General features: G+C 40.0%; 25 protein-coding genes and 1 rRNA gene. 14 read left to right on the top strand and 12 right to left on the bottom strand.

The features are described from left to right. Window positions 1-15: 15 nt before the first annotated feature. The 3 genes from HNR53_RS21955 to HNR53_RS21965 are packed head-to-tail and all read right to left on the bottom strand — an operon-like array spanning window position 16 to window position 3894. Complete coding sequence (locus HNR53_RS21955; protein WP_184530130.1) at window positions 16-1263, bottom strand: Ger(x)C family spore germination protein; 1248 nt, start codon at window positions 1261-1263, stop codon at window positions 16-18. After that, window positions 1238-2347: a GerAB/ArcD/ProY family transporter gene (locus HNR53_RS21960; RefSeq protein WP_184530132.1), complete on the bottom strand. Its 1110-nt coding sequence runs from the start codon at window positions 2345-2347 to the stop codon at window positions 1238-1240. The genes HNR53_RS21955 and HNR53_RS21960 overlap by 26 nt, the downstream gene beginning before the upstream one ends. Next, entirely contained in the window at window positions 2344-3894 is a 1551-nt protein-coding gene (locus HNR53_RS21965) for a spore germination protein (protein ID WP_184530134.1), read from the bottom strand. The genes HNR53_RS21960 and HNR53_RS21965 overlap by 4 nt, the downstream gene beginning before the upstream one ends. A 99-nt stretch (window positions 3895-3993) precedes the next feature. Here HNR53_RS21965 and HNR53_RS21970 point away from each other — a divergent pair, with 99 nt between their 5' ends. After that, window positions 3994-4278 carry a YhdT family protein gene (locus tag HNR53_RS21970; protein WP_184530136.1) on the top strand — a complete coding sequence of 95 codons (285 nt, stop codon included), beginning with the start codon at window positions 3994-3996 and terminating at the stop codon, window positions 4276-4278. Beyond that, complete coding sequence (panF, locus tag HNR53_RS21975; protein ID WP_184530138.1) at window positions 4278-5723, top strand: sodium/pantothenate symporter; 1446 nt, start codon at window positions 4278-4280, stop codon at window positions 5721-5723. Before HNR53_RS21970 ends, panF begins: the two co-directional genes overlap by 1 nt. 289 nt (window positions 5724-6012) lie before the next feature. Here panF and HNR53_RS21980 read toward each other — a convergent pair whose 3' ends face one another. The 3 genes from HNR53_RS21980 to HNR53_RS21990 all read right to left on the bottom strand — a co-directional run bounded on the left by HNR53_RS21980 (window position 6013) and on the right by HNR53_RS21990 (window position 6583). Then, the gene (locus HNR53_RS21980) at window positions 6013-6162 is read right to left on the bottom strand and encodes a YfhD family protein (RefSeq protein ID WP_184530140.1); all 150 of its coding nucleotides are present in this window, start codon (window positions 6160-6162) and stop codon (window positions 6013-6015) included. A 23-nt stretch (window positions 6163-6185) separates the two neighbouring features. Continuing rightward, window positions 6186-6374, bottom strand: coding sequence for a YfhD family protein (locus HNR53_RS21985; RefSeq protein ID WP_184530142.1), 189 nt, complete (start codon window positions 6372-6374; stop codon window positions 6186-6188). 83 nt (window positions 6375-6457) lie between these two features. Then, the gene (locus tag HNR53_RS21990; RefSeq protein ID WP_184530145.1) at window positions 6458-6583 is read right to left on the bottom strand and encodes a YfhE family protein; all 126 of its coding nucleotides are present in this window, start codon (window positions 6581-6583) and stop codon (window positions 6458-6460) included. A 149-nt stretch (window positions 6584-6732) separates the two neighbouring features. On the opposite strand from HNR53_RS21990, the gene recX reads away from it, so the two are divergent. Together recX and HNR53_RS22000 are read left to right on the top strand one after the other, a co-directional pair. Beyond that, window positions 6733-7551, top strand: a complete 819-nt coding sequence (gene recX, locus HNR53_RS21995; RefSeq protein WP_184530147.1) for a recombination regulator RecX — start codon at window positions 6733-6735, stop codon at window positions 7549-7551. Window positions 7552-7745: 194 nt separating this feature from the next. Beyond that, window positions 7746-8066: a YfhH family protein gene (locus HNR53_RS22000; RefSeq protein ID WP_246439755.1), complete on the top strand. Its 321-nt coding sequence runs from the start codon at window positions 7746-7748 to the stop codon at window positions 8064-8066. A 125-nt stretch (window positions 8067-8191) separates the two neighbouring features. Here HNR53_RS22000 and HNR53_RS22005 read toward each other — a convergent pair whose 3' ends face one another. Together HNR53_RS22005 and HNR53_RS22010 are read right to left on the bottom strand one after the other, a co-directional pair. Further along, complete coding sequence (locus tag HNR53_RS22005) at window positions 8192-8365, bottom strand: small, acid-soluble spore protein K (RefSeq protein WP_184530149.1); 174 nt, start codon at window positions 8363-8365, stop codon at window positions 8192-8194. Window positions 8366-8517: 152 nt separating this feature from the next. After that, complete coding sequence (locus HNR53_RS22010) at window positions 8518-9495, bottom strand: metal-dependent hydrolase (RefSeq protein ID WP_184530151.1); 978 nt, start codon at window positions 9493-9495, stop codon at window positions 8518-8520. A gap of 242 nt (window positions 9496-9737) precedes the next feature. Between HNR53_RS22010 and mutY the strand changes: the two genes are divergently transcribed. Further along, a complete protein-coding gene (gene mutY, locus HNR53_RS22015) occupies window positions 9738-10832 on the top strand; it encodes an A/G-specific adenine glycosylase (protein WP_184530153.1) in 1095 nt (364 codons plus the stop codon). 77 nt (window positions 10833-10909) lie between these two features. On the opposite strand, the gene HNR53_RS22020 is transcribed toward mutY, so the two are convergent. After that, window positions 10910-11101 carry a hypothetical protein gene (locus HNR53_RS22020; RefSeq protein ID WP_184530155.1) on the bottom strand — a complete coding sequence of 64 codons (192 nt, stop codon included), beginning with the start codon at window positions 11099-11101 and terminating at the stop codon, window positions 10910-10912. Between the two features lie 231 nt (window positions 11102-11332). Between HNR53_RS22020 and HNR53_RS22025 the strand changes: the two genes are divergently transcribed. The 4 genes from HNR53_RS22025 to HNR53_RS22040 all read left to right on the top strand — a co-directional run bounded on the left by HNR53_RS22025 (window position 11333) and on the right by HNR53_RS22040 (window position 14854). Next, window positions 11333-11614, top strand: a complete 282-nt coding sequence (locus tag HNR53_RS22025) for a gamma-type small acid-soluble spore protein (RefSeq protein ID WP_184530157.1) — start codon at window positions 11333-11335, stop codon at window positions 11612-11614. Between the two features lie 304 nt (window positions 11615-11918). Then, window positions 11919-12170 carry a YgaB family protein gene (locus HNR53_RS22030; RefSeq protein ID WP_184530159.1) on the top strand — a complete coding sequence of 84 codons (252 nt, stop codon included), beginning with the start codon at window positions 11919-11921 and terminating at the stop codon, window positions 12168-12170. A gap of 336 nt (window positions 12171-12506) precedes the next feature. Continuing rightward, window positions 12507-13037, top strand: a complete 531-nt coding sequence (gene ntdP / locus HNR53_RS22035) for a nucleoside tri-diphosphate phosphatase (RefSeq protein WP_184530161.1) — start codon at window positions 12507-12509, stop codon at window positions 13035-13037. Between the two features lie 68 nt (window positions 13038-13105). Continuing rightward, a complete protein-coding gene (locus tag HNR53_RS22040) occupies window positions 13106-14854 on the top strand; it encodes an ABC transporter ATP-binding protein (protein WP_184530163.1) in 1749 nt (582 codons plus the stop codon). A gap of 88 nt (window positions 14855-14942) precedes the next feature. On the opposite strand, the gene HNR53_RS22045 is transcribed toward HNR53_RS22040, so the two are convergent. Both HNR53_RS22045 and HNR53_RS22050 read right to left on the bottom strand, forming a co-directional pair. Then, window positions 14943-19412 carry a glutamate synthase-related protein gene (locus tag HNR53_RS22045; RefSeq protein ID WP_184530165.1) on the bottom strand — a complete coding sequence of 1490 codons (4470 nt, stop codon included), beginning with the start codon at window positions 19410-19412 and terminating at the stop codon, window positions 14943-14945. 423 nt (window positions 19413-19835) lie between these two features. Next, the gene (locus HNR53_RS22050) at window positions 19836-21131 is read right to left on the bottom strand and encodes a glutamate-1-semialdehyde 2,1-aminomutase (RefSeq protein ID WP_184530167.1); all 1296 of its coding nucleotides are present in this window, start codon (window positions 21129-21131) and stop codon (window positions 19836-19838) included. Between the two features lie 145 nt (window positions 21132-21276). Between HNR53_RS22050 and HNR53_RS22055 the strand changes: the two genes are divergently transcribed. The 3 genes from HNR53_RS22055 to perR all read left to right on the top strand — a co-directional run bounded on the left by HNR53_RS22055 (window position 21277) and on the right by perR (window position 23141). Continuing rightward, the gene (locus tag HNR53_RS22055) at window positions 21277-21741 is read left to right on the top strand and encodes an ion channel (protein WP_343065376.1); all 465 of its coding nucleotides are present in this window, start codon (window positions 21277-21279) and stop codon (window positions 21739-21741) included. Window positions 21742-21841: 100 nt separating this feature from the next. After that, window positions 21842-22312, top strand: coding sequence for a thioredoxin-dependent thiol peroxidase (bcp, locus tag HNR53_RS22060; protein WP_184530169.1), 471 nt, complete (start codon window positions 21842-21844; stop codon window positions 22310-22312). Window positions 22313-22697: 385 nt separating this feature from the next. Beyond that, on the top strand, window positions 22698-23141 hold the full coding sequence (perR, locus tag HNR53_RS22065; RefSeq protein ID WP_221452439.1) for a peroxide-responsive transcriptional repressor PerR: 444 nt from the start codon (window positions 22698-22700) through the stop codon (window positions 23139-23141). Between the two features lie 42 nt (window positions 23142-23183). Here the strand turns inward: perR and HNR53_RS22070 are convergent, their stop codons facing one another. Further along, window positions 23184-23534 carry a YgzB family protein gene (locus HNR53_RS22070; RefSeq protein ID WP_184530173.1) on the bottom strand — a complete coding sequence of 117 codons (351 nt, stop codon included), beginning with the start codon at window positions 23532-23534 and terminating at the stop codon, window positions 23184-23186. Window positions 23535-23711: 177 nt separating this feature from the next. Between HNR53_RS22070 and HNR53_RS22075 the strand changes: the two genes are divergently transcribed. Both HNR53_RS22075 and HNR53_RS22080 read left to right on the top strand, forming a co-directional pair. Then, a complete protein-coding gene (locus HNR53_RS22075) occupies window positions 23712-24587 on the top strand; it encodes a nucleotidyltransferase-like protein (RefSeq protein WP_184530175.1) in 876 nt (291 codons plus the stop codon). A 254-nt stretch (window positions 24588-24841) separates the two neighbouring features. Next, window positions 24842-24914: ribosomal RNA gene (locus HNR53_RS22080) — 16S ribosomal RNA — on the top strand; the annotation flags it as partial.

Genomic DNA, 24914 nt, shown 5'->3' on the forward strand with positions numbered 1-24914 from the left:
AGCGAAAATATTCATTTAATCCTCCATTTTTTTATATTTATTTGCTGTTTTGCCGTAATCTATGATATTGACTTCTACTTTTGTCGAAATATCCGCTTCAACAAACTTCTGCGACCAATTAAAGTCTTCGTATTCTTTTACGGTCCAAAAGTGTTTTCTGGCATAGAGTGATAAAGGATAGGGGGCACCTTTTAGTTCGGTTTGTGCTTTGATTAACACGTCTTCCATCGTCGACGTTAAAAAACGGGACAGATTTTGTTTTAACTTTCGCCTGTTCTTTTCATCCTTTAAATTAACCATCGAAGGATTGGATAAAACCTCAATGGAAAACGGCACCGTGATCTCTATCTTTGGCTTTGCTCCCCTAAGATTCATTTTTACTTTATTCCTCTTTGTTTTTAGCAGTCTAAAAGCCATCTGATCTTTTTCTTTGGAAAAAAAGTCCGGGGTATTGATTAAGATATCAGCAATGTCTGTTGTATCATCAAGAGTATTAACGATTCGTGTCTGCTGTCCTGATAGTTTATCAATCATCTTTCCATTTTTGAAGACTGCCGACCCGAGAAACTGTGTATCATCCAGTTCGCCGGTGACATTTAATTCCCCGGCAAGGTATTCGTCTTCCCCTTTAATTTCAGGGGTTTTTTGTCTCTCCGTTGTCGTGTACATCGCTAAAAATAGATCATTTCCCGCTTCTATCGTTTTAAAAAAGCGAAAGAGAGTGGAATCCGGGATTAATCCATTTTCAATCCCATGTTCAATCATAAATTGAAAGTACTTATGTGGACGTGTCTCCATCCTTGGTTTATTCTTGAGAAAATATTTATTTGCTTTTTCTTTGCTGACTGCTAAATAGCCATCCATCCGGATCTCTTTATCTTTTATCGTATCATACAGTGTTTTTATGAAAGTAGGATCCTTGGCAAACTCTTCCGAAACAACGGTTATTTTTAATAGCTCATAGCTGATTTTGCGGGAAATGACGGCATTGGCCGTACCTTTTGCGGTTAAAAAGTCATTGGCATCAAAGCTGATGATTTCCTTTGCCTTTTCCTGTGAACCACCGCCCCCCTGCATACTTCCTACCTCAGGATTGGCGATCAGCATCGTCACCTTAATTTTTCCTTTATCTTTTGACCGATCAAGACCAAGACCAATTACATAGGCCTTATCCTCCATCTCCTTTCGATCCCAACAGCCTGTTAAGAGACAGACAACAAACATGAGCAATAAGCATTTACATACTGTTTTTCTTTTTAGCATGTTTAAATTCTCCTTTGAACAGAGCAGTCGCCCATAAAAGAATGCATAGGGCGGCATATATCGGGCCGGCAAAATATTTCACCTTGCCTTTAAACTGAACTGAAAGATCCAATGCTGATTCCGGTATCATTCCAATTAATAAATAAATCGCGGCAAGCGAAGGAATTAAATATTGAAAATCCTTAATTTTAAATAGATGCCCGAACATATGGGCATTGATGTATAAAAACGCAGAAAAACGAATAAATGTAGCCATCAGCCAAATGGGTAAAAAGAGAATCTCGATATTAGAAAGAAAGCGGCCAAAAGAGATGTAACGAATGGCTGTATGGAAGGGGTAACCCATTCCTGTCATCGTTACATCAAATAGGCAGATGAAAACTAACACAGCAATACTCAAGTGGAAGATCACATAAAAATAGGCAATCCAAGTACTTTTTTTAAAATCCTTAAATGAAGTTACATAGGGCAAAATGGCAGTCAAAATAAAAAAGTCTGCATAAAGGGTTACTCTAGGAATGCTCTCTTTTAGGATATCCGCTATACCGGTACCCCATATAGGGAATATCGCTGAAATATTGGCATCTTGAGCACTTAAAAGTAAAGCAACATAAAAAGACAGAATGACATAAAATATAACAATATAGGAAACAGAACCAATATGCTGAATGCCCTTTTTTGCTCCATAGGCACAAACCAACATTAAGATGGCATAGATAATGAGGTTTGGGGTGGTTGTAAAATAATAGGTACGAATAATGTTGGCGTATGTTCTGGAATCGAAAGAGATAGCGACAGAATTAATCAAAAAAATGGCCATGCCGATGAAAAAGCCGATATACTTGCCGAACAGGTTTTGAATCAGTTCGAATAGTGTTTTGTTTTGATGAACTGAGAACGTCTTTACAAGCAAATAAAAAGGAACAAAGAAAATGACGCCAGCTAAGAGCGGGATTATCCATGCTGCATTTTTTACATGGCTGTACAGCACGGCCGGTGTATCCTCTGACGCCTTTGATGCCACCATTAAAATGGCTATTGATGCATACTCACGAATACCTAGTTTACCTGGCTGCTGTTTCATGACTTTTGTTCCTTTCCTGTTCTGACCATATCTTTCGGCTTTGTATACCCAGGGCGGAATCTTTCCTTTATTGGAACATGACGGATGATTAAATCCTTTGAAGAAAAGAAATGCGGCGTCATGGGTGCAAAGTATGGAGTTCCAAAGGATCTCAATGAAACTAAATAAAATAATCCTAAAACAAATAATGCCGTGGAACCATATATACCGATAAAGCCCGATGAAAAGATAAATAAGAAACGACTCATGCGTAAGGCAAAGTTCAAGCTGATATCAATGATAATGAAGGAGCTCAAACCGCTCAGTGCGATGACAATGATCACAATCGGGCTGATAATATTCGCTTGCACCGCGGCCTGCCCAAGAATGAGTGCGCCAACAATTCCGATCGTGGGGCCGATTGGGGACGGTACACGCAGTCCGGCTTCGCGAATAAGTTCAAAGGCTAGTTCCATAAGTAAGATTTCGATGATGGACGGGAAAGGAACCCTTTCCCTCGTTCCGGCAATGGCCATTAATAAATCGGGGGGAATCATCCCGACATGATAATTTGTGACCGCAATATAAAAGGAAGAAGTGAAAAACGCAATAAACATGGCAACGATTCGCAAAAGTCGAATAAAGTTACCGTACGGTGTCCGCAGGTAATGATCCTCCGGTGAATGGAAGATGCTCCAAAAGGTTGCCGGCAGGACAAGACAGCTTGGAGAGTTGGACATTAATAAAACAATATGTCCTTCTTCTATGAAAGCAGCAGCCCGGTCGGGACGTTCTGTATATAACAGAGTAGGGAATAAAGACCTTGGACGCTCTTCTAAGTATTGCTCCAAGATACTTAAATCTAGGATCGAGTCAGTATCTAGTGATTTTAACTTCTCTTTAAACGTCTGCAGCAGCTCTTCATTCGCCAAATCCTTTTCATAAATAAAAAAGACATCATTTCTTGATCGTTTTGAAACGGCATGTGATTCAACGATTAAGTTCTCATTTTTAATTTTTTTACGAATGAGAGAAATATTATCGATTGCCTTTTCATTGAAGGATTCTTTCGCCCCTTTGACAATCACTTCGTTTTCGGACTTTTCAATCGAGCGCCCGCTTATTTTTGTCGTTTCAAATAAATAGCATTCCGAATGTCCTTCGACAACAAGTGCTGTAATGCCGCCGGTAATGAGTTCTGTAATCTTTCCAACTTTTGTTTCTGTCTTTACGACAGGGTAGGTCACGATATCCTCAATTTTTTCGGAAGGATGATCAAATGTCATCAGTTTTTCCAATATGCCTTCTTGAATGTTTTGGATATCTGCCATTGTGCTGATATAAAGGATAAAGGCACGGCGTTTTAATGGCCGGATCGTAAATTCACGCAATTTAACATCCGTATTGAGCGGGATGCTGAAAAGAGTTTTAAATGTCTCGAGGTTTTTTTCAAGACGCTGGCTGATATCCTGCTCCTTTAATTGATCATTCTGTGCTCCTGACTGCTCCTTGAAATGCGGATCCGTATTCAATTGCTGAAGAAAAGTTTTCAATAATCGTTTTTTCATTCTCTAATCCCCCAATATTTACTTATATCTTTCGCAAATTAGGAGAATTTATGTAAAAAGGGAAATCTTTAATAGAAAAACTTGTGAGAAGGGAGCAATATGGTGAAACAGCTTTTTAATGCGAAGGATAAGCGGTTCAAGGTGGCACATAAGGAAGTGAGAATTGGGGCGGTCTTGGTAATCATCAATTTCCTGCTTTGGTTTGGCTTTGCTTATGGGATGGGCTCGGGTGACCCGCGTGAATACAACTATATCCTAGGTCTGCCGGAATGGTTTTTCTACAGCTGTATTTTCGGCACACTCATGAGCACACTGCTTGTCATATTAAGCGTGAAATTCCTTTTTAGAGAAGTATCTTTTGACGGTCAAGATGGGAGCGAGTAATGAATACAGCCGTTATTTTACCATTAATCATCTTTTTATTCATCTTTTTTGTGATTGGATTTTGGGCGAACCGCTATATTCAATCGACCAATAGCTTTTTGCAGGAATACTTCCTTGGCGGGAGGGAGCTGGGCGGCTTTGTCCTTGCGATGACGATGATCGCTACATATGGCAGTGCCTCAAGTTTTATTGGCGGTCCGGGTGTTGCTTATACAAAAGGGCTGGGCTGGGTGCTGCTCTCTATGGCCCAGCTGCCTGCAGGGTATTTTGTGTTAATGGCATTAGGGAAGAAGTTTGCCATTATTGCGAAAAAGAATAATTATGTCACGATCATTGATTTTCTGAAAGAGAGATATCAGAGCAATGCCATTGTTCTGCTGTCTGCATTAAGTATTATTATTTTTCTTTTTTCATCCATGACAGCTCAGTGGGTCGGGGGTGCAAGGCTGATTGAATCGCTGACAGGAATGAGTTATACGGTTTCGTTGTTTATCTTTGCTGTGTCGGTGCTGGTGTATGTCATTATCGGCGGTTTTCGTGCGGTTGCTTTATCAGACACGGTACAAGGGATGATTATGCTGATCGGAACGATTGTTTTGCTGATTGGAACCATTGTTGCCGGCGGAGGGATGACAAATATTATGTCAGAGCTGGCTGCTGATAATCCAAATTTTCTCTCCCCGTTCGGAGCAGAAAGAGATTTATCCCCTCTTTATGTATCCTCCTTCTGGATCCTGGTAGGTGTCGGAGTGGTCGGACTTCCGCAAATAGCCGTCCGAGCGATGTCCTATAAAGATGCAAAAGCGATGCATCTTGCGATTATTATTGGGACGATTGTGATCGGCACGATTATGTTCGGCATGCACTTAATCGGAGTATTGGCACGTGCCGTGCTTCCTGGAATTGAAATTGGGGATAAGGTGATGCCGCTGCTTACGATGGAAGTATTGCCTTCCTTTTTTGCCGGACTGGTACTGGCAGCGCCGATGGCTGCGATTATGTCGACGGTAAATGCTCTCCTGATTCTCGTTAGTTCCACGATCGTGAAGGATGTATATTTAAACTTTATCAAGCATGACGCATCAGAAGCTCATATAAAAAGGACGAGTCTTATGGTCACAACGATTATTGGGCTTGCAGTAGTGTTTTTTGCATTGAATCCGCCGGACTTATTAGTTTGGCTGAATCTATTTTCCTTTGGCGGCTTGGAGTCTGTCTTCATTTGGCCGATTATTTTCGGGCTCTATTGGAGTAAAGGAAATAAGTATGGGGCCATTATTTCCATGGTTGTCGGAATGAGCTCTTATATTCTCTTTGATCGCTTCTACCCCAATGCGTTTGGGCTGCACACCGTCGTGCTGCCGGTTCTATTATCACTAATATCATTTGTTTTAGGGAGTATGGCTATGCCAGAAGGACGAAGGAAAGAATTAGAGAGATCTTAAGTGGATAAAATTATCCACAAAATAAATAGGAGTATATCAGCAATTCACAAGTTTATCCACATAATCCACAAAGAAAAGGTGAAAAATTTGTCGAATTACTCACAATAGGATCGATTTGAAAACATTGAAATAAAGACTATCCAGGAGCTTTATCCACATTATCAACAGACCTGTGAATAACTTGTGCACAACTGTTAAAAGATTAAGGGGCTGAAAGGATGTTCAGCCCCTTAACCTTTTTTACCCCATTTATTCCAAGTGGGGGTTCACTATTATATTCTGGAAAATGCTAGGATTTGCTTTGTGCAGCTTGCACTCTCTGTTTTGCAGCCAGCGCCCGGGCTTGTGCTTGCAGATCATCTTGATCGGCAAGTTCTTGTGAAAACTCAACATCAAGACCCTTCGCCTTTAATTTATGGTTTTTCTTTTTTACACCCATATCATATGCTCCCCCTTTATGAATTATTTGGACCTATTTTCTTGAACCCGTTGGTTCGCGGCGTTTGATAAGGCTCTTTCTTCCCTGTCAAGCTGGTTTTCCAGCTCAGCCGCATATTCTTCACTCATCTTATCGTATTTCATGTTTTTTGGAACCTGCGGAAGTGAGCCTTTATTTCTGTCACGCGTTTTATGACCATGAGAACGACCCATTTGATTATTCCCCTTTCAAAAAATAAGGTATGGAGAAGCAACTCCATACCTTATTTTGTACAAATGACATAAATATTTTCTTCTTATTTTTTTCCTTTTCTGTCTGTAAAGCCGCCGGCACGGTCGGCCATTTTGAAGTCACGATTATAGCTTACTGCCTGCATGCTGGATAGGGTTGTTTTAAATTTTTCAACTTTTTTCTTTGGCATAGAGAACAATCCTTTCGTGAGTAAGTTTCTTCCTTATTTTTCCCTAATTGGGTGGAAACATACTTTGAAAAAACGCAACTGAAAATAAAAGTTATTCTTTCATTAAAATTAGAACGGTTTATGCTAAAGTAAGTAATGAGGTGGAAGGTATGCGTACCATTACGAAAATCACAACGCAGAAAAAAAATACAGAACGTTACAATATATTTACGGATGAAGGCAGCGGGGAACAATACGCCTTCAGTGTTGACGCAGCAGTTCTTATCAAATTCGGCTTAAAAAAAGGACTGGATTTGGATGACTTTTTATATACTGAAATTTGTTACGAGGATGATATTCGCAAATCCTATAATCTTGCTTTACAATATTTAGCCAGACGGATGAGATCAGAGTTAGAGGTAAGGAAGTATCTAATGGAGAAAAATGTAGATCCGCCCATTATACAAGAGGTTATCCTGAAGCTGTATGATTATAAGTTTCTTGACGATGAACAATATGCATGTTCCTTTGTCAGGACACAAATGAAGACAACTGATAAGGGAGCGGTGCTGATCCAACGGGAACTGAAAGATAGGGGGATTAGTACTGCCCTCATTGAAAAAGCGATGGTACTATATCCTTTTGCTGACCAATTGGAGACTGCGAAAAAACTTTGTGAGAAAATGGGCGGGCGTAATACGAAGGATTCGGAAAGGGTATTAAAGCAAAAGCTCGAACAAATGTTAATCAGGAAGGGCTTCGATTATGATGTCATTTCTGAGGCAGTTTCTGAAGCCGCAGCAGGTATGAAGAATGATGAAATGGATGCACTAAAGTTTCAAGCGCAAAAGCTTCACAGGAAGTATGAGAATGAGACTGGATTTGAATATGAGCGAAAAATGAAGCAGGCCCTTTTTCGCAAAGGCTTTTCACTTGAACAAATTGAAAATTACCTAACTTCATTCAGCAGAACTCCTCCCTTTCAATAATTGGAGGATGAATGTAAAAAGCTTTCTAAATTCAGTAAGGTTCAAACTATGCTGAATGAAGTTAAGCCTCCGGCGGATGCCTCGGATTTTTTAAAGGAAATTTTTCAAGCGGGCTTGAAAAAAATCCGGGCGCAAATTCGACGGGCGAATTTGATATTATATGAATGAACTTTGGGGGAAGAAGGGAATCAATTATGGAAAAAAGATACAGCGACATGTCTCATTACGAATTGCAGCAAGAGGTGGCACGGTTACATGAAAAGGCAAGAAAAGCAGAGCAAATGGGGATGGTCAATGAATTTGCCGTCTATGAAAGAAAAGCTGTACTGGCTAAAGCTTATCTGTTAAATCCGGATGATTTTTTGCCGGAAGAAATCTATGCGATTGAGGGAGATCCGGGGGCATATTTTAAAATAACCTATTTAAACGGCGTATTCGCCTGGGGGCATAGATTGATTAATGGCAAGGATGAAGAAGCACTTCCGATTTCAATGTTAGTCAAACTAAAGGATTAGACCGTAATAAAAGGGACATCTCCCGCGATACAAAAACCAGCCCAATCATTATTTAATGAAATCTGGTCATCGTATTACGTGCGGGAGACAGCCCTTTATCAGTTAGTTATGCGTCCTAAAACCGATTATAGTAAATGAGAGATATCCACATCTCTATTACTGGAAGCCCGCATTCTTTCCTGCGGGTGGGTATTTATCGTACCATCAGCACGTTTGGATGCATATTCCGCTTTAGCGCGGGGTTCGCCTTCGAACTTGTTGTTATTCTGATTCGGGAATCCATTTTGTTTATTACGCATTTTGTGTTAAACCTCCTGGATTAGGGGTTGATCCGTGACCATTAAGAGCGGTGTCCTTGATGACCACGTAAAGATAGTATAGGTTCTTTTCTGTAGATATATGTTTGCCGGAGAGGATTAATATATGGAAAAAGCGATGCCGCGGCATCGCTTTAGTTTGGAATAATCTCCAATTTTTTGCGTAATTTTTTTTCGCTGAAAATCCAGCCGGTATAGGAAGTCTTTATATTCAAATCCCGATCGAGCTGTACGACGGCTACAAATGGATAATAATCCTTACTGCGATATCTCAAATCAATGAAACGGACTTCATAATAGTCGTCAAATTCATCCGCTTCCCATCGGTAAACAGGAGAGAAGGAAAGAAATGCCGCCAGGTTGGAGTCTTTTTTTGCTGCTTCAATGACTGGTGTCTGCGGAACTTCCACTCGGTTAAATTGGTCCAAAATCTCCACTTTTCTATTTAATGAACGTCCGACAAAAAATTGATGTTTATTCATAACGGCTATTTTCCATTGATGGAATTTCAAGGTTGGGGAGATAATGATTTCGGTTGCATCAGGAATCATGATTAACACCCGTCTGTATACAACTCGTCTCTCCATAAAACGGAAAATATAATATGCCACTAACACGGCGTAAATGGCAAGAAATGTGTAGCCCGGGTCTGCACCAATTGCCCAAAGAATCAGTCCGACAATATGCATGCCGAAAATGAAGGGATCAAATGTGTTAATAACCCCGAGTGCCAGCCATTTTGCTGAAAACGGCCGCAGCGCCTGGGTCCCGTAAGCATTAAAGATATCAACAAAAACATGAAGGAATACAGCCAAAAATGTCCAAAGCCATAAATGGAGGAAATTCACTTCCGGAAAGAATTGATGCATGAGTCCGGATATCAGCACAGGCCATAAAAGGACCGCTGGAATGGAATGGGTAATCCCCCGGTGATTTCGAATATAGACAGCGTTATTCTTTAATTTTAAAATCGTATCAATATCAGGGGCCTGTGAGCCAACCATGACGGAAATTAAGACGCAAGTTGCGGCTGAACTTTCAGAAAATGCCGGATCAAGCGTAGCCAGTCCGCCTAAGGCTAAACCCATTACTACATGAGTGCCAGTATCCACGGATGGAACCTCCCTTATTAGGATTTTGCCAATGAATGATGGAATTTCCTGTATAAAAAGCACTATATCTCATTACTATTAGTTTACCAAAAAAAGAAAACGGCCGCAGTGAAAATTGACCAGTTTTAGAAATATTTAAGCCGCTGTTTTCTTATTTATAATATATTGTTCACAATTTAAATATTCGTCATAATTATTATGTCTATTTTTAATAAAAAATTTAACTTATAAGAGGAGCAAAAGTGAAAAATAACAGCTTAAAGGGTTTGGAAACCATCGATATTGAAGGGTTTCGTGAAGATTTAATCAATTGGTTTAGTGAAGAAAAACGGGATTTACCGTGGCGTAAGGACCGTGATCCATACAAGATTTGGGTCTCTGAAATAATGCTGCAGCAGACGAGAGTGGATACCGTTATCCCATACTTTAATCGTTTCATCGAACAATTTCCGTCAGTCGAGGCACTTTCAACAGCTGACGAAGAGAGAATTTTAAAAGCCTGGGAAGGATTGGGTTACTATTCCAGAGCGCGTAATTTGCATTCCGCCGTCAAGGAAGTGCATGAAAAATACGGAGGGAAGGTTCCTGATGAGCCAAAAGAGATTTCTGCATTAAAGGGAGTAGGACCGTATACTGCCGGGGCCATTTTAAGCATTGCCTATGGAAAACCTGAACCGGCAGTTGATGGCAATGTGATGCGTGTGCTGTCCCGGATATTGTCTATTTGGGATGACATAGCAAAGCCTTCATCAAGGAAGATTTTTGAGGAGGCGGTCAGGGTATTGATTTCCCATGATAATCCGTCCTATTTTAACCAGGCATTAATGGAGCTCGGTGCCATCGTTTGCACACCGACGTCACCTTCCTGTTTATTATGTCCTGTCCGTGAACATTGCAGTGCATTTCATGAGGGCGTGCAAAATGAGCTGCCGGTAAAAACAAAAAATAAAAAACAGCGTCCCATTTCTTTAGCAGCTGCTGTTCTCGTGGACGAAACGGGACGAACGCTTATTCATAAACGGTCTGAAAACGGTCTGCTTGCTAATTTATGGGAGTTTCCTAACATTGAGATCCATCTGCCGTATCGGACGGAGGGGGAACAATTAACAGACTTCCTGCAGCAGGAATATGGAGCTGCAATCGAACTGGGTGATATGGCCGGAACCATTGAGCATGTTTTTTCCCATCTCATTTGGAATATTCATGTCTATAAGGGGAAAGTGGTATCAATTAAAGAAGAGCGGGAAGGACTTAAAATGGTATCGTCTGAGGAAATCGAAGCCTATCCTTTTCCGGTATCGCATCAGAAAATGATCAAACAGTTCTATAAGAAATAAACAAAGCCAGGCACCGCTAAAGCGGTGCCTGGCACCAAAAATGGACATTTGTCTTTTTCTACAGGACAGGAAATTGCTTAATGTACGCCGCTTCGCAGTCCCCCTCGTTTTTCTATTTCTGTGATGATTTCATTATGAAAGCTGCGGCCCTCGATATTTAAATAGTCCATAATTTGCTGTAGGGAGTAATGGAAAAAAGCCAATTCATTATCCTGCCATTCTGTTTTCGACATCATAGAGAGTTCAGTCATATCTCTGCCGTCATACATATGATTCCTACCCTTCACCTTAGTTTGTATTTCTTTCTTTATTGTTATTATCCTCATGGCCAGCTATTCATGAAAGCACAAATGAAAGAGAATTAGAAAAAGGTTTTAGTCAATGAAGCCCGCTATTTCTCTATCAAGAGACTGGACAAATTTTTATACATTTAATATTTATTTTTTCAGCGGATATTCGCCTTCAAGTTGGTTAAATTAACTTTCGTGGAGGTGATAATCATGGCAAGACAACCAAATCGCTCTCAATCTGGAACTAATATTCAGCAGGTGAGACAACAAAATGCAGCTTCTGCTTCCGGCGGTCAATTCGGTACAGAATTTGCCAGCGAAACAAACGCACAGGAAGTAAGACGCCAAAACGCGGCATCTGCTTCCGGTCAAGGTTCATTTGGAACTGAGTTTGCAAGTGAAACCGATGTTCAGGAAGTAAGACAACAAAACCAACAGGCTGAAGCTAATAAGGCGAAAAACTCCGGCCAATTTGGTGGACAAGGTTATTAATTAAATAAGAGGAAGGGCTGTTTTTAAAGGATGTCTGCATAATGCATTGACACTATTCTTTATGACAGCCCTTTCTTTTGCCTATTTCTATCATCCACGTTAAAGGCTTTATTTCTCCCCATTCAATTTTTACTAATGATGACGGAAGAAACGTCACACTCAAAATAGACTCTCATTTCGACAAAAAAATTCACTATTTTACAAAAGTTTTCAAAGGAATGATAGAAGAAGTGCCGAATATCTAATAGGAAAGCACCTAAAGCTGAAGCTTAGCAGAAGGAATTTATTTAGGCGGGTGGTAAGGATGAATGAATTCAACCGTTTGGTAACTGAACAAATGAAAACGATGGATCGGCTCTTATTCCTGCAGAGTGAATTAGAAAGATGCCAGGAAATTGAAATGGAACTAAAAGTAATCCAGCGGGAAACAGAATTGGAAAGTGTTCAGCTAAAGATTGCTCAAATGAAGGAAGACCTGAAGGAAATTCAGCAAATGTTTGAAAAACAAACGGAAGAAGTTATCCGTTCTTATCAATCAGTTAATGTATCCGTGTGATAAATGACATGAATCGATCGTCATTGTTATAGATTATGGTGAAATTTAGCATAAATCGATAAACAGCAATGTCAGTCAAAGTGTTTTTATGCAAAAATAGGAGTAAATTAACAGCCATTGATAAGATTTCGATGGTTGTTTTGTTTTAAAAATTCCCATAAACCGTTATAATAGTATTAATATAAAGTAGTAATATAAATTAGGAAATGATCTTTGTTACCTCTAGTCTTTATTTATTCAACCATTATAACTTGTGACGAACAAGTTATATATGTAATATATTATGAAACAATGGATAGGTTGCAAAGCGTCCGGAAATGAAAGTAGGGGGAAATAATGGGCGTACCCAACGAAGGTGAACCAGTACAAATTCACAGTTATAAGCATAATGGGCTAATTCATCGAGTGTGGGATGAAACAACCGTACTGAAGGGTTCGCAAAACTTAGTTATAGGCGGTAATGACCGAACGATTGTAACGGAATCGGACGGGAGAACGTGGCTGACGAGAGAACCGGCCATTACTTATTTTCACGCTCAGCATTGGTTCAATATAATAGGTATGCTGCGGGAAGATGGAATTTATTATTATTGTAATTTAAGTTCTCCGTTTATTTATGATGGAGAAGCAATAAAATACATTGATTATGACTTAGATATCAAAGTTTTTCCAGATATGACCTATCATCTGCTCGATGAAGATGAATATGAGCGCCATAGAAAAGAGATGAATTATCCAGAAGTGATTGATCGGATCCTAAAGGCGAATGTTCATACATTAATTCAGTGGATCCTTCAGCGGAAAGGTCCTTTTGCACCGGATTTTATTGATATATGGTATGAGCGTTATTTAACCTATAGAAGTTAAATGGATAATAGAAAGAGTACCTGTTGATTATTCAACAGGTTTTTGTATGAAAGTTAGGTGGGGGAATTTTGGACAGTATTAGACGCTATCTTCATTTTGTAAAGCCTTATCGCTTTCAAATTATTGCTACGATCATTATTGGAATTATTAAATTTGCGATCCCGCTGTTAATTCCGCTGCTTCTTAAATATGTATTGGACGATATTGTTGGAAATGATTCGCTTTCAAAAGTGGAGAAGACGGACAAGCTCATTTTTATTGTTGGAATCATGCTCTTCATTTTTGTAATCCTGCGACCGCCGATTGAATATTACCGGCAGTATTTTGCCCAATGGACTTCAAGCAAAATTTTATATGATATTCGTGATCAGCTGTTTACGCATATACAGAAGCTGAGTTTCAAATATTATTCCAATACAAAAACAGGTGAAGTCATTTCAAGAGTGATCAATGATGTAGAGCAGACAAAAACATTTGTTGTCACGGGCTTAATGAATTTATGGCTCGATTTGGCGACAGTTTTTATTGCCATTGGGATTATGTTTACCATGGATATTAAATTGACGATGGTGTCGATACTATTATTGCCGCTTTATATGGTTTCAGTAAAATACTTTTTCGGTAAACTGCGTCAATTGACGCGAAAACGCTCGCAGGCACTCGCGGAGGTGCAAAGTTATTTGCATGAGAGGGTGCAGGGCATGCCGGTTATTAAAAGCTTTGCCATTGAAGATGTTGAGCAGAAAAACTTTGACCATGAGAACCGAAATTTTTTGGACAAAGCGATTGAGCATACGAGATGGAATGCGAAATCATTTGCTGCAGTCAATACAGTCACTGACATTGCTCCGCTTTTAGTGATTGGTTATTCCGGTTACCTTGTCGTGCATGACGCTCTCTCGGTAGGGGCAATGGTTGCTTTCACGGGCTATATAGACAGACTGTATAGTCCGCTGCGGAGGCTCGTTAATTCTTCAACTACCTTAACGCAGTCTTTTGCTTCCATGGATCGGGTGTTTGAACTGATGGATGAAAAATATGATATCGAGGATAGACCTGATTCCATTGAATGTAATAATGTAAAAGGACATATCGTGTTTGATCACGTTGATTTTTCCTATGATGAACAAAACGCAGACGTTCTTAAAAGTATTAACCTTGATATTCAAAAGGGAGAAACGATTGCTTTTGTCGGAATGAGCGGCGGCGGTAAATCTTCGCTTGTCAGCTTAATCCCGCGTTTCTATGATGTGACAGGCGGAAAGATTCTGCTTGACGGTACGGATATCCGTGATTTTAAAGTACGGTCATTGCGTGATAAAATCGGAATGGTCCTTCAGGATAATATCTTATTCAGTGATTCCGTCATGGCGAATATATTACTAGGCAAACCTGGAGCATCACGGGAAGAAGTAATGGAAGCGGCTAAGGCAGCCAACGCCCATGATTTTATTATGAACCTTCCTGATGGCTACGATACAAAGGTAGGGGAAAGAGGTGTCAAGTTATCCGGAGGTCAAAAGCAGCGGATAGCGATTGCCCGGGTATTTTTGAAAAATCCTCCGATTCTTATTCTCGATGAAGCTACCTCTGCGCTTGATTTGGAAAGTGAGCATTTGATCCAGGAAACTCTTGAAATTCTGGCGAAGGATCGTACTACATTTATCGTCGCCCATCGCTTGTCAACTATTACACATGCCGATCGAATCATTTTAATCGAGCATGGGGAAGTAGTTGAAGCAGGGAGCCATCCGGAGTTAATGGAGAAAAAGGGGAATTACTATAAATTGTTTCAAGTGCAGCAGCTTGATCAATAAAGGTTTTTCACGTGAAACAAAAAAAGCAGCCACGGCTGCTTTTTTTGTTTTGTCCCCTCTGATGGCACATCATTGTTTTGATTAAAAATCATTCTGTTGATAAGGATGGGTCAGCCTGTTCTTTGACCGGAATGATTTGTAAAAAAGAGTTTTCTAGATCTTGCAGCAGTTTAGACAGCTTTGCACCTTCCTCGCTTTGCCCATGTGCCGCAAGAATAGCTGTATATTGATGGAGCAATTCTGTAATGTCTTCTTTGCCCTTTTCAGATAACTTCGTCAGGGACACCTTAGCTCCTTTGGCAATTCTCTTCTGGATGGCCGCTTCGGTTAAACCCATTTCCGGCTGAAGTCTGACATAAACAACACCGCCGGTCATCCCTGCGCAAATCCATGGACCCGGATCACCAAGTACTAGACCTCTTCCATTTGTCATGTATTCAAAAGCAAACCCTTTGATATTGGCATGGACGCCGATATTTCCTGTTTCATGCTCAGGAATTGCTTTTTTCAAATGGCCGCCGATAATGATGTCAGCTCCTGATAAGCGGATTCCTGCTCTGGCGTCCGCATCGCCTTGAGCAATCAGCAGTCCGCGCTGGGCCCCGTAGCCAAAGCCTTTTCCTACAGAGCCATTATAGTAGTTTCCGTCCTTGCCCTTGGATTTAAGAATAATAATTTTACCGCCGTAGGATGTTTTACCAATTCCGTCTTGCGCGCCGCCATCTACTTCAATGTCAATACCGGCACTGTTATAGGCACCAAGACCATTCCCTGGAATGGATCCGTTTGTAAATTGAAGTTTAACTGCTGGCAACTCTTTATAAGAACCGTCCAAACGGTTGCGTACGCGATGGCAGGATACCCGGCTTCCTAACACGCGCTGTTCTGCGGTGACACTGGAATACTCACGTGATTGATGAAGGTCGTCGATGCTCGCATCAAGGTATTCAGCACCAACTGCCATTTGATACTGACTATGGTTCTCCGGCGCGGCAGCTATCGATTCCTTCTGGTTGAAGCGGCTGATCTGTATTGTTTTTAATAGGTACTTCAGATCGAGCTGATTGAACCCGCGTGTTTGTTCTAACAGGTCTGTACGTCCGACGGCATCCTGTAATTTTTTAATCCCAAGTGATGCAGCCAGGCTTTTTAATTCATTTCCAAATGCTGTAAACAGGTTGGTGATTCCCTGTACTGCTAATTCATATTGACGGGGCACAAATCGTCTTAATCCATGCTCTTTAGCCTGTGCTTCCGACTCAATCTGTGTTGCAATTCCAACGTGGCAGGTATCTAAGTGACAGCCGCGGCAGGTTGTGCAGCCAATGGCGATCATGGACAGTGTACCGAATCCGACGCGGTTTGCTCCCAGCAGCATGATCTTCAATGCATCAGCAGCACTTTTAATCCCGCCGTCACCCCAAATTTCCACTTTATCGCGAAGCCCGGATTCGATAAGAGCGTTGTGTGCTGCTTTCACACCAATTTCAACCGGAAGACCGACATATGTGAGCGCATGAATTCTGGCTGCACCTGTACCGCCGTCAAAGCCGCTTATAGTAATGATATCAGCGCCTGCCTTAGCAATTCCAACGGCAATGGTACCAATATTTGGCACAACTGGTACTTTAACAGATATCCTGGCATGGTCATTAGCTGTTTTTAATTCATGAATCATTTGCGCCAAATCTTCAATTGAATAAATATCATGATTATTAGAAGGGGAGATTAAATCAGACCCTCTAGTAGCGTTGCGTGTTTCGGCAATTTTTGCTGTCACCTTTGAGGCTGGAAGGTGTCCGCCTTCACCAGGTTTTGCCCCCTGACCGATTTTGATTTCCAGCAAATTGGAGGAATTCAGCAATTCTGCATTGACGCCAAATCGTCCTGAAGCGACTTGTTGTCCCCTTGTTCTTGGATATTTGCCAAGCATATCCTTAATTTCTCCGCCTTCACCATTCAAGCTCACCATATTGAGTCTGTTCGCCCCTTCAGCATATGCTCTGAAGGCTGTTTCATTTTGTGAGCCGAATGACATTGAAGAAATAACAAATGGAAGACTATGCTGCCCGACTGTAATATCAACCTCATTTGCTGATAAAGCTGAATCCATCTTTTTAAAGCTTGTTAAATGACGGATGGCAATTGGGTTTTCTTCTTCCTGCTCGGTGATTTTCTGTCTGTAGCTGTCATAATCACCCGTTGCCGCAACATCACCAATGGCTTTCCATATTCTTGGGAAAAGATGAAATGATTTTCCAACTCTTTCTTTTTCATTATGAAAATCGGTACTGCGCTCCATGGACTCTTCTTTTAATGCTTGAAAATCATAGGATAATTCTTCAGAACCAAAAAAGTTCACAATGCCTAATCTTTCAGCGATTTTCTCATGAAGACCGATGCTTGAGAATAATCTTGCATAACCGCGCAGTTCGTGAATACCTATTGTGGAAATGACCTTTTCCAGACCTTTGACAAGAGCGGAATACAAATGAACGATTGGTTTCGTTGCGTGTTCCATCACGGTTAAGAACATATAATACGGACTGACGAGATCAGCACCTAAACCAAATACGGTTATAATATCATGTAAAGATCTAAGTGCCGCTGAGCGCAGAACAAGCGAGCAGTCACGGCGTAATGATTCTTTGACAAGAGCCTGATCAATCACCGAAACGACAAGATGCGGATCGATCCAGTATCCATCCTGATGTGCCGCGGAATCATCCAAAATAATAAGAGATTTTCCGCTTCTCACCTTTGCGATTGCTTCTTCAGACAGACGCTTTAAAGCTTCCTCTATGCTTTCTTCCGCTCTAAATACAGTATCAATGACGCCAGTCAGCTGTTTTTTCTCATAGTGATACACTAATTGATCATAGCTTGGCTGCTGCAGTTCATCTGAAACGTCGTTACCTTGTTTTCCTTCAATTAAAAGGGGTGATAATAATTCAACAATTTCAGATACTTCTTCATGAGCGAGAAGGGAAGGTCTCTTCCCGATAATGACGCGGGTAGAGAAATGTTCTGTCTCGCGATCTCGGTCAATCGCGGGATTTGTAACGACAGCAACACTTTCCTTAATATAATCAGCAAGATTTTTGCGTTCAGGGTTTAAAGCAGCAAGGGGTGCATCATGACCAAGGGAACGAATCGGCTCTGCCCCTTTTTCAGCCATTTGTTCAATTAACTGGATATGATCGCGATCCCAGCCAAATGCTTTGTATTGCCCGTTGTGGATTTTACCTGAAAAATGAAAGCTGATTTTTTTCTCCAGTACCGGCGGCTCTAATCTTTTTCCTGCGTGGTCAATAGAAAGACGTGCCGAGATTCTTTTGTATACTTCTTCCTGTAATTCCCTTTGTTCATATACTTTGATCTCATCTCCGACCCAGTTAAAGCCGATTTTTTCTCCGGGAGCCAAAGGTTTTGGATCGCTCATATACTCACTAGATGGAATGATACCTGGTTCGGATGAAAAGATATAAGATTGTTCTGTTTTTAGCATCCATAGGGGGCGAAGACCTAGCGCATCCACACTGTAGACCGCTTCTTTGCCAAAACGGGATATGATACCGGCAGGACCTTGGGCAAAATGACCCCAGCTTTCGCGCATATAAGTGTACATATTTTGTAAATGCTCAGGAAACGCCTTTATTTCATTGACAATAGGCGGGAAGAGGAAATCCATTGCCTCGAATAATGAATAACCGTCGCGGCAGATAAATGTTTCAATCGTTCTGCTTAAGTCCTGGGAGTCGCTTCCGTCTTTAACGAGGGGCACTCCGGTCATTCTTGCTTCATCGCGCAATTTGGCAATTGTATTAATTTCACCGTTATGACCAAGGACTCCAAATGGCTGAACACGGAAAAAACTCGAAAGGGTATTGGTTGAGTAACGGTTATGGCCAAGAGTCATCGTTGAAGCAACTAATGGGCTTGCTAGATCGTGATAATATTTTGGTAAAATATCACCCGCACCCATTACTTTATAAACAGCGTGATATTGACTTAAGGATGCAACATGGATGTTTTCGTTTTCTTCAATTTCAAGTGTCAATTGGAATAGTTTAGTTGTTAATGCCTGGCCTTTTAAGGTTGTACTGCATGCCACTTGGAAGAAAACGGGGTTTTCTTGCTGTGCTATTGGACCGAGTGCTGAAGATTCTGATACTTTATCTGATTGGAAAAGAACAGTGAACTGCGATTGTTCCAGTTTTTGTAAAATTGAAGCCTTCGCTCTTTCAACATCTTCATTTCTCTTAATAAAAATATGAGCGATTGTGAAATTATCTTTTTCTGCTTCTTCTGGATTTGCCTCGGTCTGAGACAACTTTTTTTTCCAAAGTTCGCGGGGGATGTCAATGTGAATTCCGACCCCATCCCCTTCTCCGTTAATGAAACCGGCACGGTGATTCATGGTCACAAGGGCATCGATGCAGTTGAAGATATTCTCTCTTGTAGGAATATTCTTCTTTTCAAGGCAAGAAACAATCCCACAGGCATCATGTTCCTGCAGGTTATGATACAGGAATTTTGAAGGACTATAATGGTGCATTTCTTCTCGGCTTAAAGAAACTTACTTAAGCCGATTCACCTCCTTTAATTGATATGAGTATTCACAGTAATCGTAAGCAGTCGTTTTTAATCTATATATGAAACTACGATTTCAAATGATTGTTTACTTAGCAAAATGGAAACATGTAATGAATATTATTAATGCGGTAAAGTTATACTATCATATGCATTTGTATAAATCAATCGATTAGATTAACTTTTGAATATTTCACTTTTGAGATTAATGATGCAATATATTATTGTGAAATGAGATTAAATGGTGAGGAGTTGTAAAAAAAGGCTGTTCCTAAAGAAAGCTAATACGCAATAATGAATCCTTTTCTAGTGTTTTGGATTGGAATAATACTAGATGAAGAGATTAATATTAGTATTCTTTAGTAGAACAGCCTAAATGCAATAGGTATTATTTTTCTGAGAGCTGTGAAAATGATTTTTCGACAGCGCGGATTGTTTCTTCGATATTCTCATCGGTATGAGCCGTAGTGATGAACCATGCTTCATATTTTGAAGCAGCGAGGCAGATTCCTTCATTTAGCATCAGTTTGAAAAACCTGCCAAACATTTCCCCGTCTGTATTTTGTGCCTGGTCATAGTTTTCGATTTTTTCGTTCGTAAAGTAAACCGTTAATGCACCTTTTAAACGGTTGATCGTGATCTGAATATTATATTTTTGTGCAGCATTTAATATGCCTTCTTCAAGCTTAGCCCCCAGACGGTCTAAGTGTTCATACACCCCGTCCTGCTTCAGTACTTCCAGACAAGCGATGCCGGCCTGGATCGAAGCAGGGTTCCCGGCCATCGTTCCTGCGGAGTATGCTGGACCAAGAGGTGCCACCTGCTCCATAACGTCCTTTCTTCCTCCGTAAGCTCCAATAGGAAGACCGCCGCCAATGATTTTTCCCATGGCTGTTAAATCAGGTTTTATCCCTAGTAAATCTTGAGCACCGCCATACATAAAGCGAAATGCAGTAATCACTTCATCGTATATGACAAGTGCACCTGCGGCATGGGTTAATTCGTTTACTTGTTCTAGAAATCCTGGATTTGGTTCTACGATACCGAAATTCCCGACAATTGGTTCAACGAGAACCGCTGCGATATTCTGACCCCATTTTTCGAGGGCTGCTTGAAACGGTTCGATATCATTAAATGGAACGGTAATCACTTCTTCAGCAATATTTTTTGTTACTCCTGCTGAGTCCGGTGTACCTAATGTAGATGGACCGGAACCGGCAGCGACGAGAACAAGATCGGAATGACCGTGGTAGCATCCGGCGAATTTAATGATCTTATCTCTTCCAGTATAAGCGCGTGCCACGCGAATGGTCGTCATGACGGCCTCTGTTCCGGAATTCACGAAACGTACTTTTTCTAAATTCGGCATCGCTTCCTTCAGCATTTTTGCGAATGTTACTTCATGCATAGTAGGTGTTCCGTATAATACGCCTGTTTCGGCGGCTTGTTTAATCGCTTCAGTAATATGAGGATGAGCGTGACCAGTGATAATAGGTCCGAATGCTGCTAAATAATCGATATACTTGTTATCATCTACGTCCCAAAAATAGGCTCCCTGCCCGCGTTTCATGACTACAGGTGCCCCGCCGCCGACTGCCTTGTAAGAACGAGACGGACTGTTAACGCCTCCGACAATATGTTCTAATGCCTCTTTATGTAATCTTTCTGAATTCGTAAAGTTCATCCAAACCCCTCCTTAAAATAACTGCCCTTTCATTTTAGCACTAGTCATGATGGAATAGGAGGAAGTAAATGGCAATGTGCTGATTGTTTCCGTTTTGTAATAAAAAATATGGCTGAATGGGCTGTGCTTTAAAGAGGTGTTTGTGATGATATTTTTGCATATACATATATTTAAAATGAGAAATGGGGAGAAGAGGGAGAGAATGCTGTTTTTCCTTTCATTTGCCTTTACCGTTTATTGTATTGTGATGAGTTTAAGAACTCTTTTTATTCCGAATACCGTAAAAGGAAAGCTAATTTCTGTTGAAAACTTTGTCTATTTGTCATTTGTTTATTTGACGATTCTCATTGGCTTTGGCCTTATATACGTTTTACTTGAAACAAAGGGGTACCGAATCTTAATCGAACAATATCCCTCTTCTTCTGACCGCTTTGTGGACCGGCTTGGGACGTATGTCTATTTTAGCGGAGTTACTTTATTTTCAGTTGGGTATGGTGATATTGCCCCGGTTGGGTTGGGGAGAATCATCGTCATGCTTGAAGCCTTAATCGGGTACACGATCCCAACGGCATTTGTGGCTCAAGCGGTCTTTTTCCGTGACAGGAAATAAAAGTTGTTTTCATAATGAGAATAGGATAAGGTATGAATAGTTAGATTTTTCCACTGTCTTGTAGGGGAATGAAAATTAGTAAAAAAGGAGGAAATGATATATGGCAGTACTTGAAGGCCAATTGGCACCTGATTTTTCCTTGCCGGCTAGTAATGGAGAAAATGTTAAATTATCTGATTTCCGCGGTAAAAATGTCGTTTTATATTTCTATCCAAAAGACATGACCCCGGGGTGTACAACTGAAGCATGTGATTTCCGTGATCGCCATCAGGATTTTTCAGATTCAAACATGGTAGTTCTTGGAGTGAGTCCTGATCCAATCACTAAACATGAAAAATTTATTGAAAAATACGGTCTTCCGTTTTTGCTGCTTGCTGATGAAGAGAATGCAGCAGCGCAAGCATTTGATGTTTGGAAGCTTAAAAAGAACTTTGGAAAGGAATATATGGGGATTGAGCGCAGCACTTTTATCATTGATGCCGAAGGGAAAGTGGTAAAAGAATGGCGTAAAGTGAAGGTCAAAGATCATATTAATGAAGTATTCCAATTTATACAAGAGAATTTAGCTTAAATATGACAATGAGTCCTGTGCAAATGCTGTACAGGCTCTTTTATTTAGAAAAAAGTTTTAAATAAATTTTATAGCCTATTTTTTAAATCATGTGACTTTTGTCCATTCCATTATCCGTGTTTTTCATATCCTTATATTAGGGCATACCTCCTCAGATTATATTGAACAGGTCAAATAATTGGTCTGTTCTTTTTTTACGCCACTGACAAAATAAATAAAGAGCAAGTGATATATTTGTCTATTTTGTGAATAATTTATGTCTAATGTACAGTGCTAAGTGCAATATATCCTATATAAAGGTTAATTATATTGACAAATGTGATATAAAATTAGTACACTAATTATAACAATTATAAAGTGATAATATTTTTTAGAAAAGAGGTGCATGACGGTGGAACAGAATCATTTAAGAGAAGCGCTGGATACCTTGAAAGAGACCGGAGTTCGTATAACACCGCAACGTCATGCGATACTCGAATTTTTAATAAACTCAATGACACATCCAACAGCTGATGAAATTTATAAAGCGTTGGAAGGAAAGTTCCCTAATATGAGTGTCGCTACAGTTTATAATAATTTAAGAGTATTTCGTGAAGTTGGTCTTGTAAAGGAATTAACTTTTGGTGATGCTTCAAGCCGTTTTGACTTCGTTACGACACAGCATTATCATGTTATTTGTGAAGGCTGTGGGAAAATAGTTGACTTTCATTATCCGGGTCTGGATGAAGTGGAACAGCTTGCGAGCCACGTAACAGGATTTAAAATCAGTCATCACCGGATGGAAATTTACGGTTCATGTCCAGAATGTACAATGAAAGAAGTTCATTAAGGAACTTATCAATATAATTTGAAAACAGGACTGCCCAATGGGTCAGTCCTGTTTTTTGTGATTATATTTTTCGTTAAATTCTTTGCCCTCTAAACTTGCATCGAGGGTAAGCGGTTCCCTGCAATGCATGCACATGTCAACCCGTCCTAGTATTTTGGTTGGTTTCCCGCAATTAGGGCAGACTACTTGAACAGCTTTAGTTGAAAGCATACCAATCCAAAAATAAACGATAGTGCTTCCGATCGTGAAAAGCAGACCGAGGAGCATGAAAATGGTCATTAATACAGGTGAGGTTCTAAAGTAAATACCAATGTACATTACGATAAAGCCGACAAAAATTAAACTAAGAGCAAAAGTGCGGATTTTATTAATTTTACTAGAATATTTCGCCATGAATATCCCTCCTAAAGCATTACTATATCATATTTTTGAATGAAAACTGTTCAATAAGTTTTAATATCTTTTTAAAAATTATAAAAGGAAATCGCGCTGTTTTTGTCGAATTTATTATGACTGAAAAGGGAAAGACCAAGACTGATCTTGGAATTTAGATGTGGAGGAAATGGTATAGTGGAAGATATTCTTCGTCCGATCTATCAAGAACGAGCAAGCCAGATTAATACAATGGGTATATTGATGATAGAAAAACGGGAAAAGACAATTTCTATTACTGATAACTTTGACGCTATCTTATTAATTATTGTAAAAGAAGCGGAACAACCCATATTGATCAAACATTATTCCTACCAAAATAAACAGGCTGCGATGCATATCGTGACAAAAGCGCAATTAGATAATTGGCTGCTGCTCGGTTCCAATCGTAAAATAGTTGATTGGATCTATTCTGGGGAAATCATCTTTGATCGTAATGAATATCTGCATCATTTAAGACAACAACTAAGCGAGTTTCCAGCAGAAGAGAGAAAATTAAAGAAGGGATTGGAGTTTGCAAAGCTTATCCGCCGCTATACAAAAGGCCGGGCATTTTTTGATAACCATCATTATTTGGATGCGTATAATGACATTGTCCATTCCTTGCATCATCTTGCAAGATTGACAGCGATCGAAAAAGGATTCCAACCTGAAATTACCGTTTGGCAGCAGATAAAAAAATTGGAACCGGAAATTTATAAACTGTATGATGAACTGGTTAATAGTGAAGAGGAGCTTGAAAAGAGACTTGAACTTTTATTTTTAGCAGGTGAATTTCTTATTCATTCCAGAGTAAAGATTGGTTCAGCCCATTTAATTGATGTATTAAAGACAAAAGACCACTGGTCCTTTAATGAGATTCTCACACACCCTGAATTGAAATTATACTCAGTTGATTTAGAAGTGCTGATTGAGTATTTAATTGAAAAACATTGTATTGAGGCAGTGAATATAGAAACGAAAGGGCAAGGGATTTTCCATAGATATTATCAAGTATCGAATCAACTTTTATGAAAAAACAGTTGACCTTTATAAAAATAATTGTTATATTAATAACCGTCGCTGCGAAATAAGTGTAAAACTGATTCGTAGTTGACGGAAATGTTTTTTTAAAATGTTATTGACTAAATAAAAGCGATATGTTAAATTAATAAAGTCGCTTTTACAGCGAAGATAATAAATTGCTCTTTGAAAACTAAACAAACAAAAACGTCAACGTTAATTCTAGTTGTGTTTAACAACAAAATTTATGAGCTAACTCATACTCTTTATTGGAGAGTTTGATCCTGGCTCAGGACGAACGCTGGCGGCGTGCCTAATACATGCAAGTCGAGCGGACTT

The sequence above is a fragment of the Bacillus benzoevorans genome, assembly GCF_014207535.1.
Classification (GTDB): domain Bacteria; phylum Bacillota; class Bacilli; order Bacillales; family Cytobacillaceae; genus Bacillus_BD; species Bacillus_BD benzoevorans.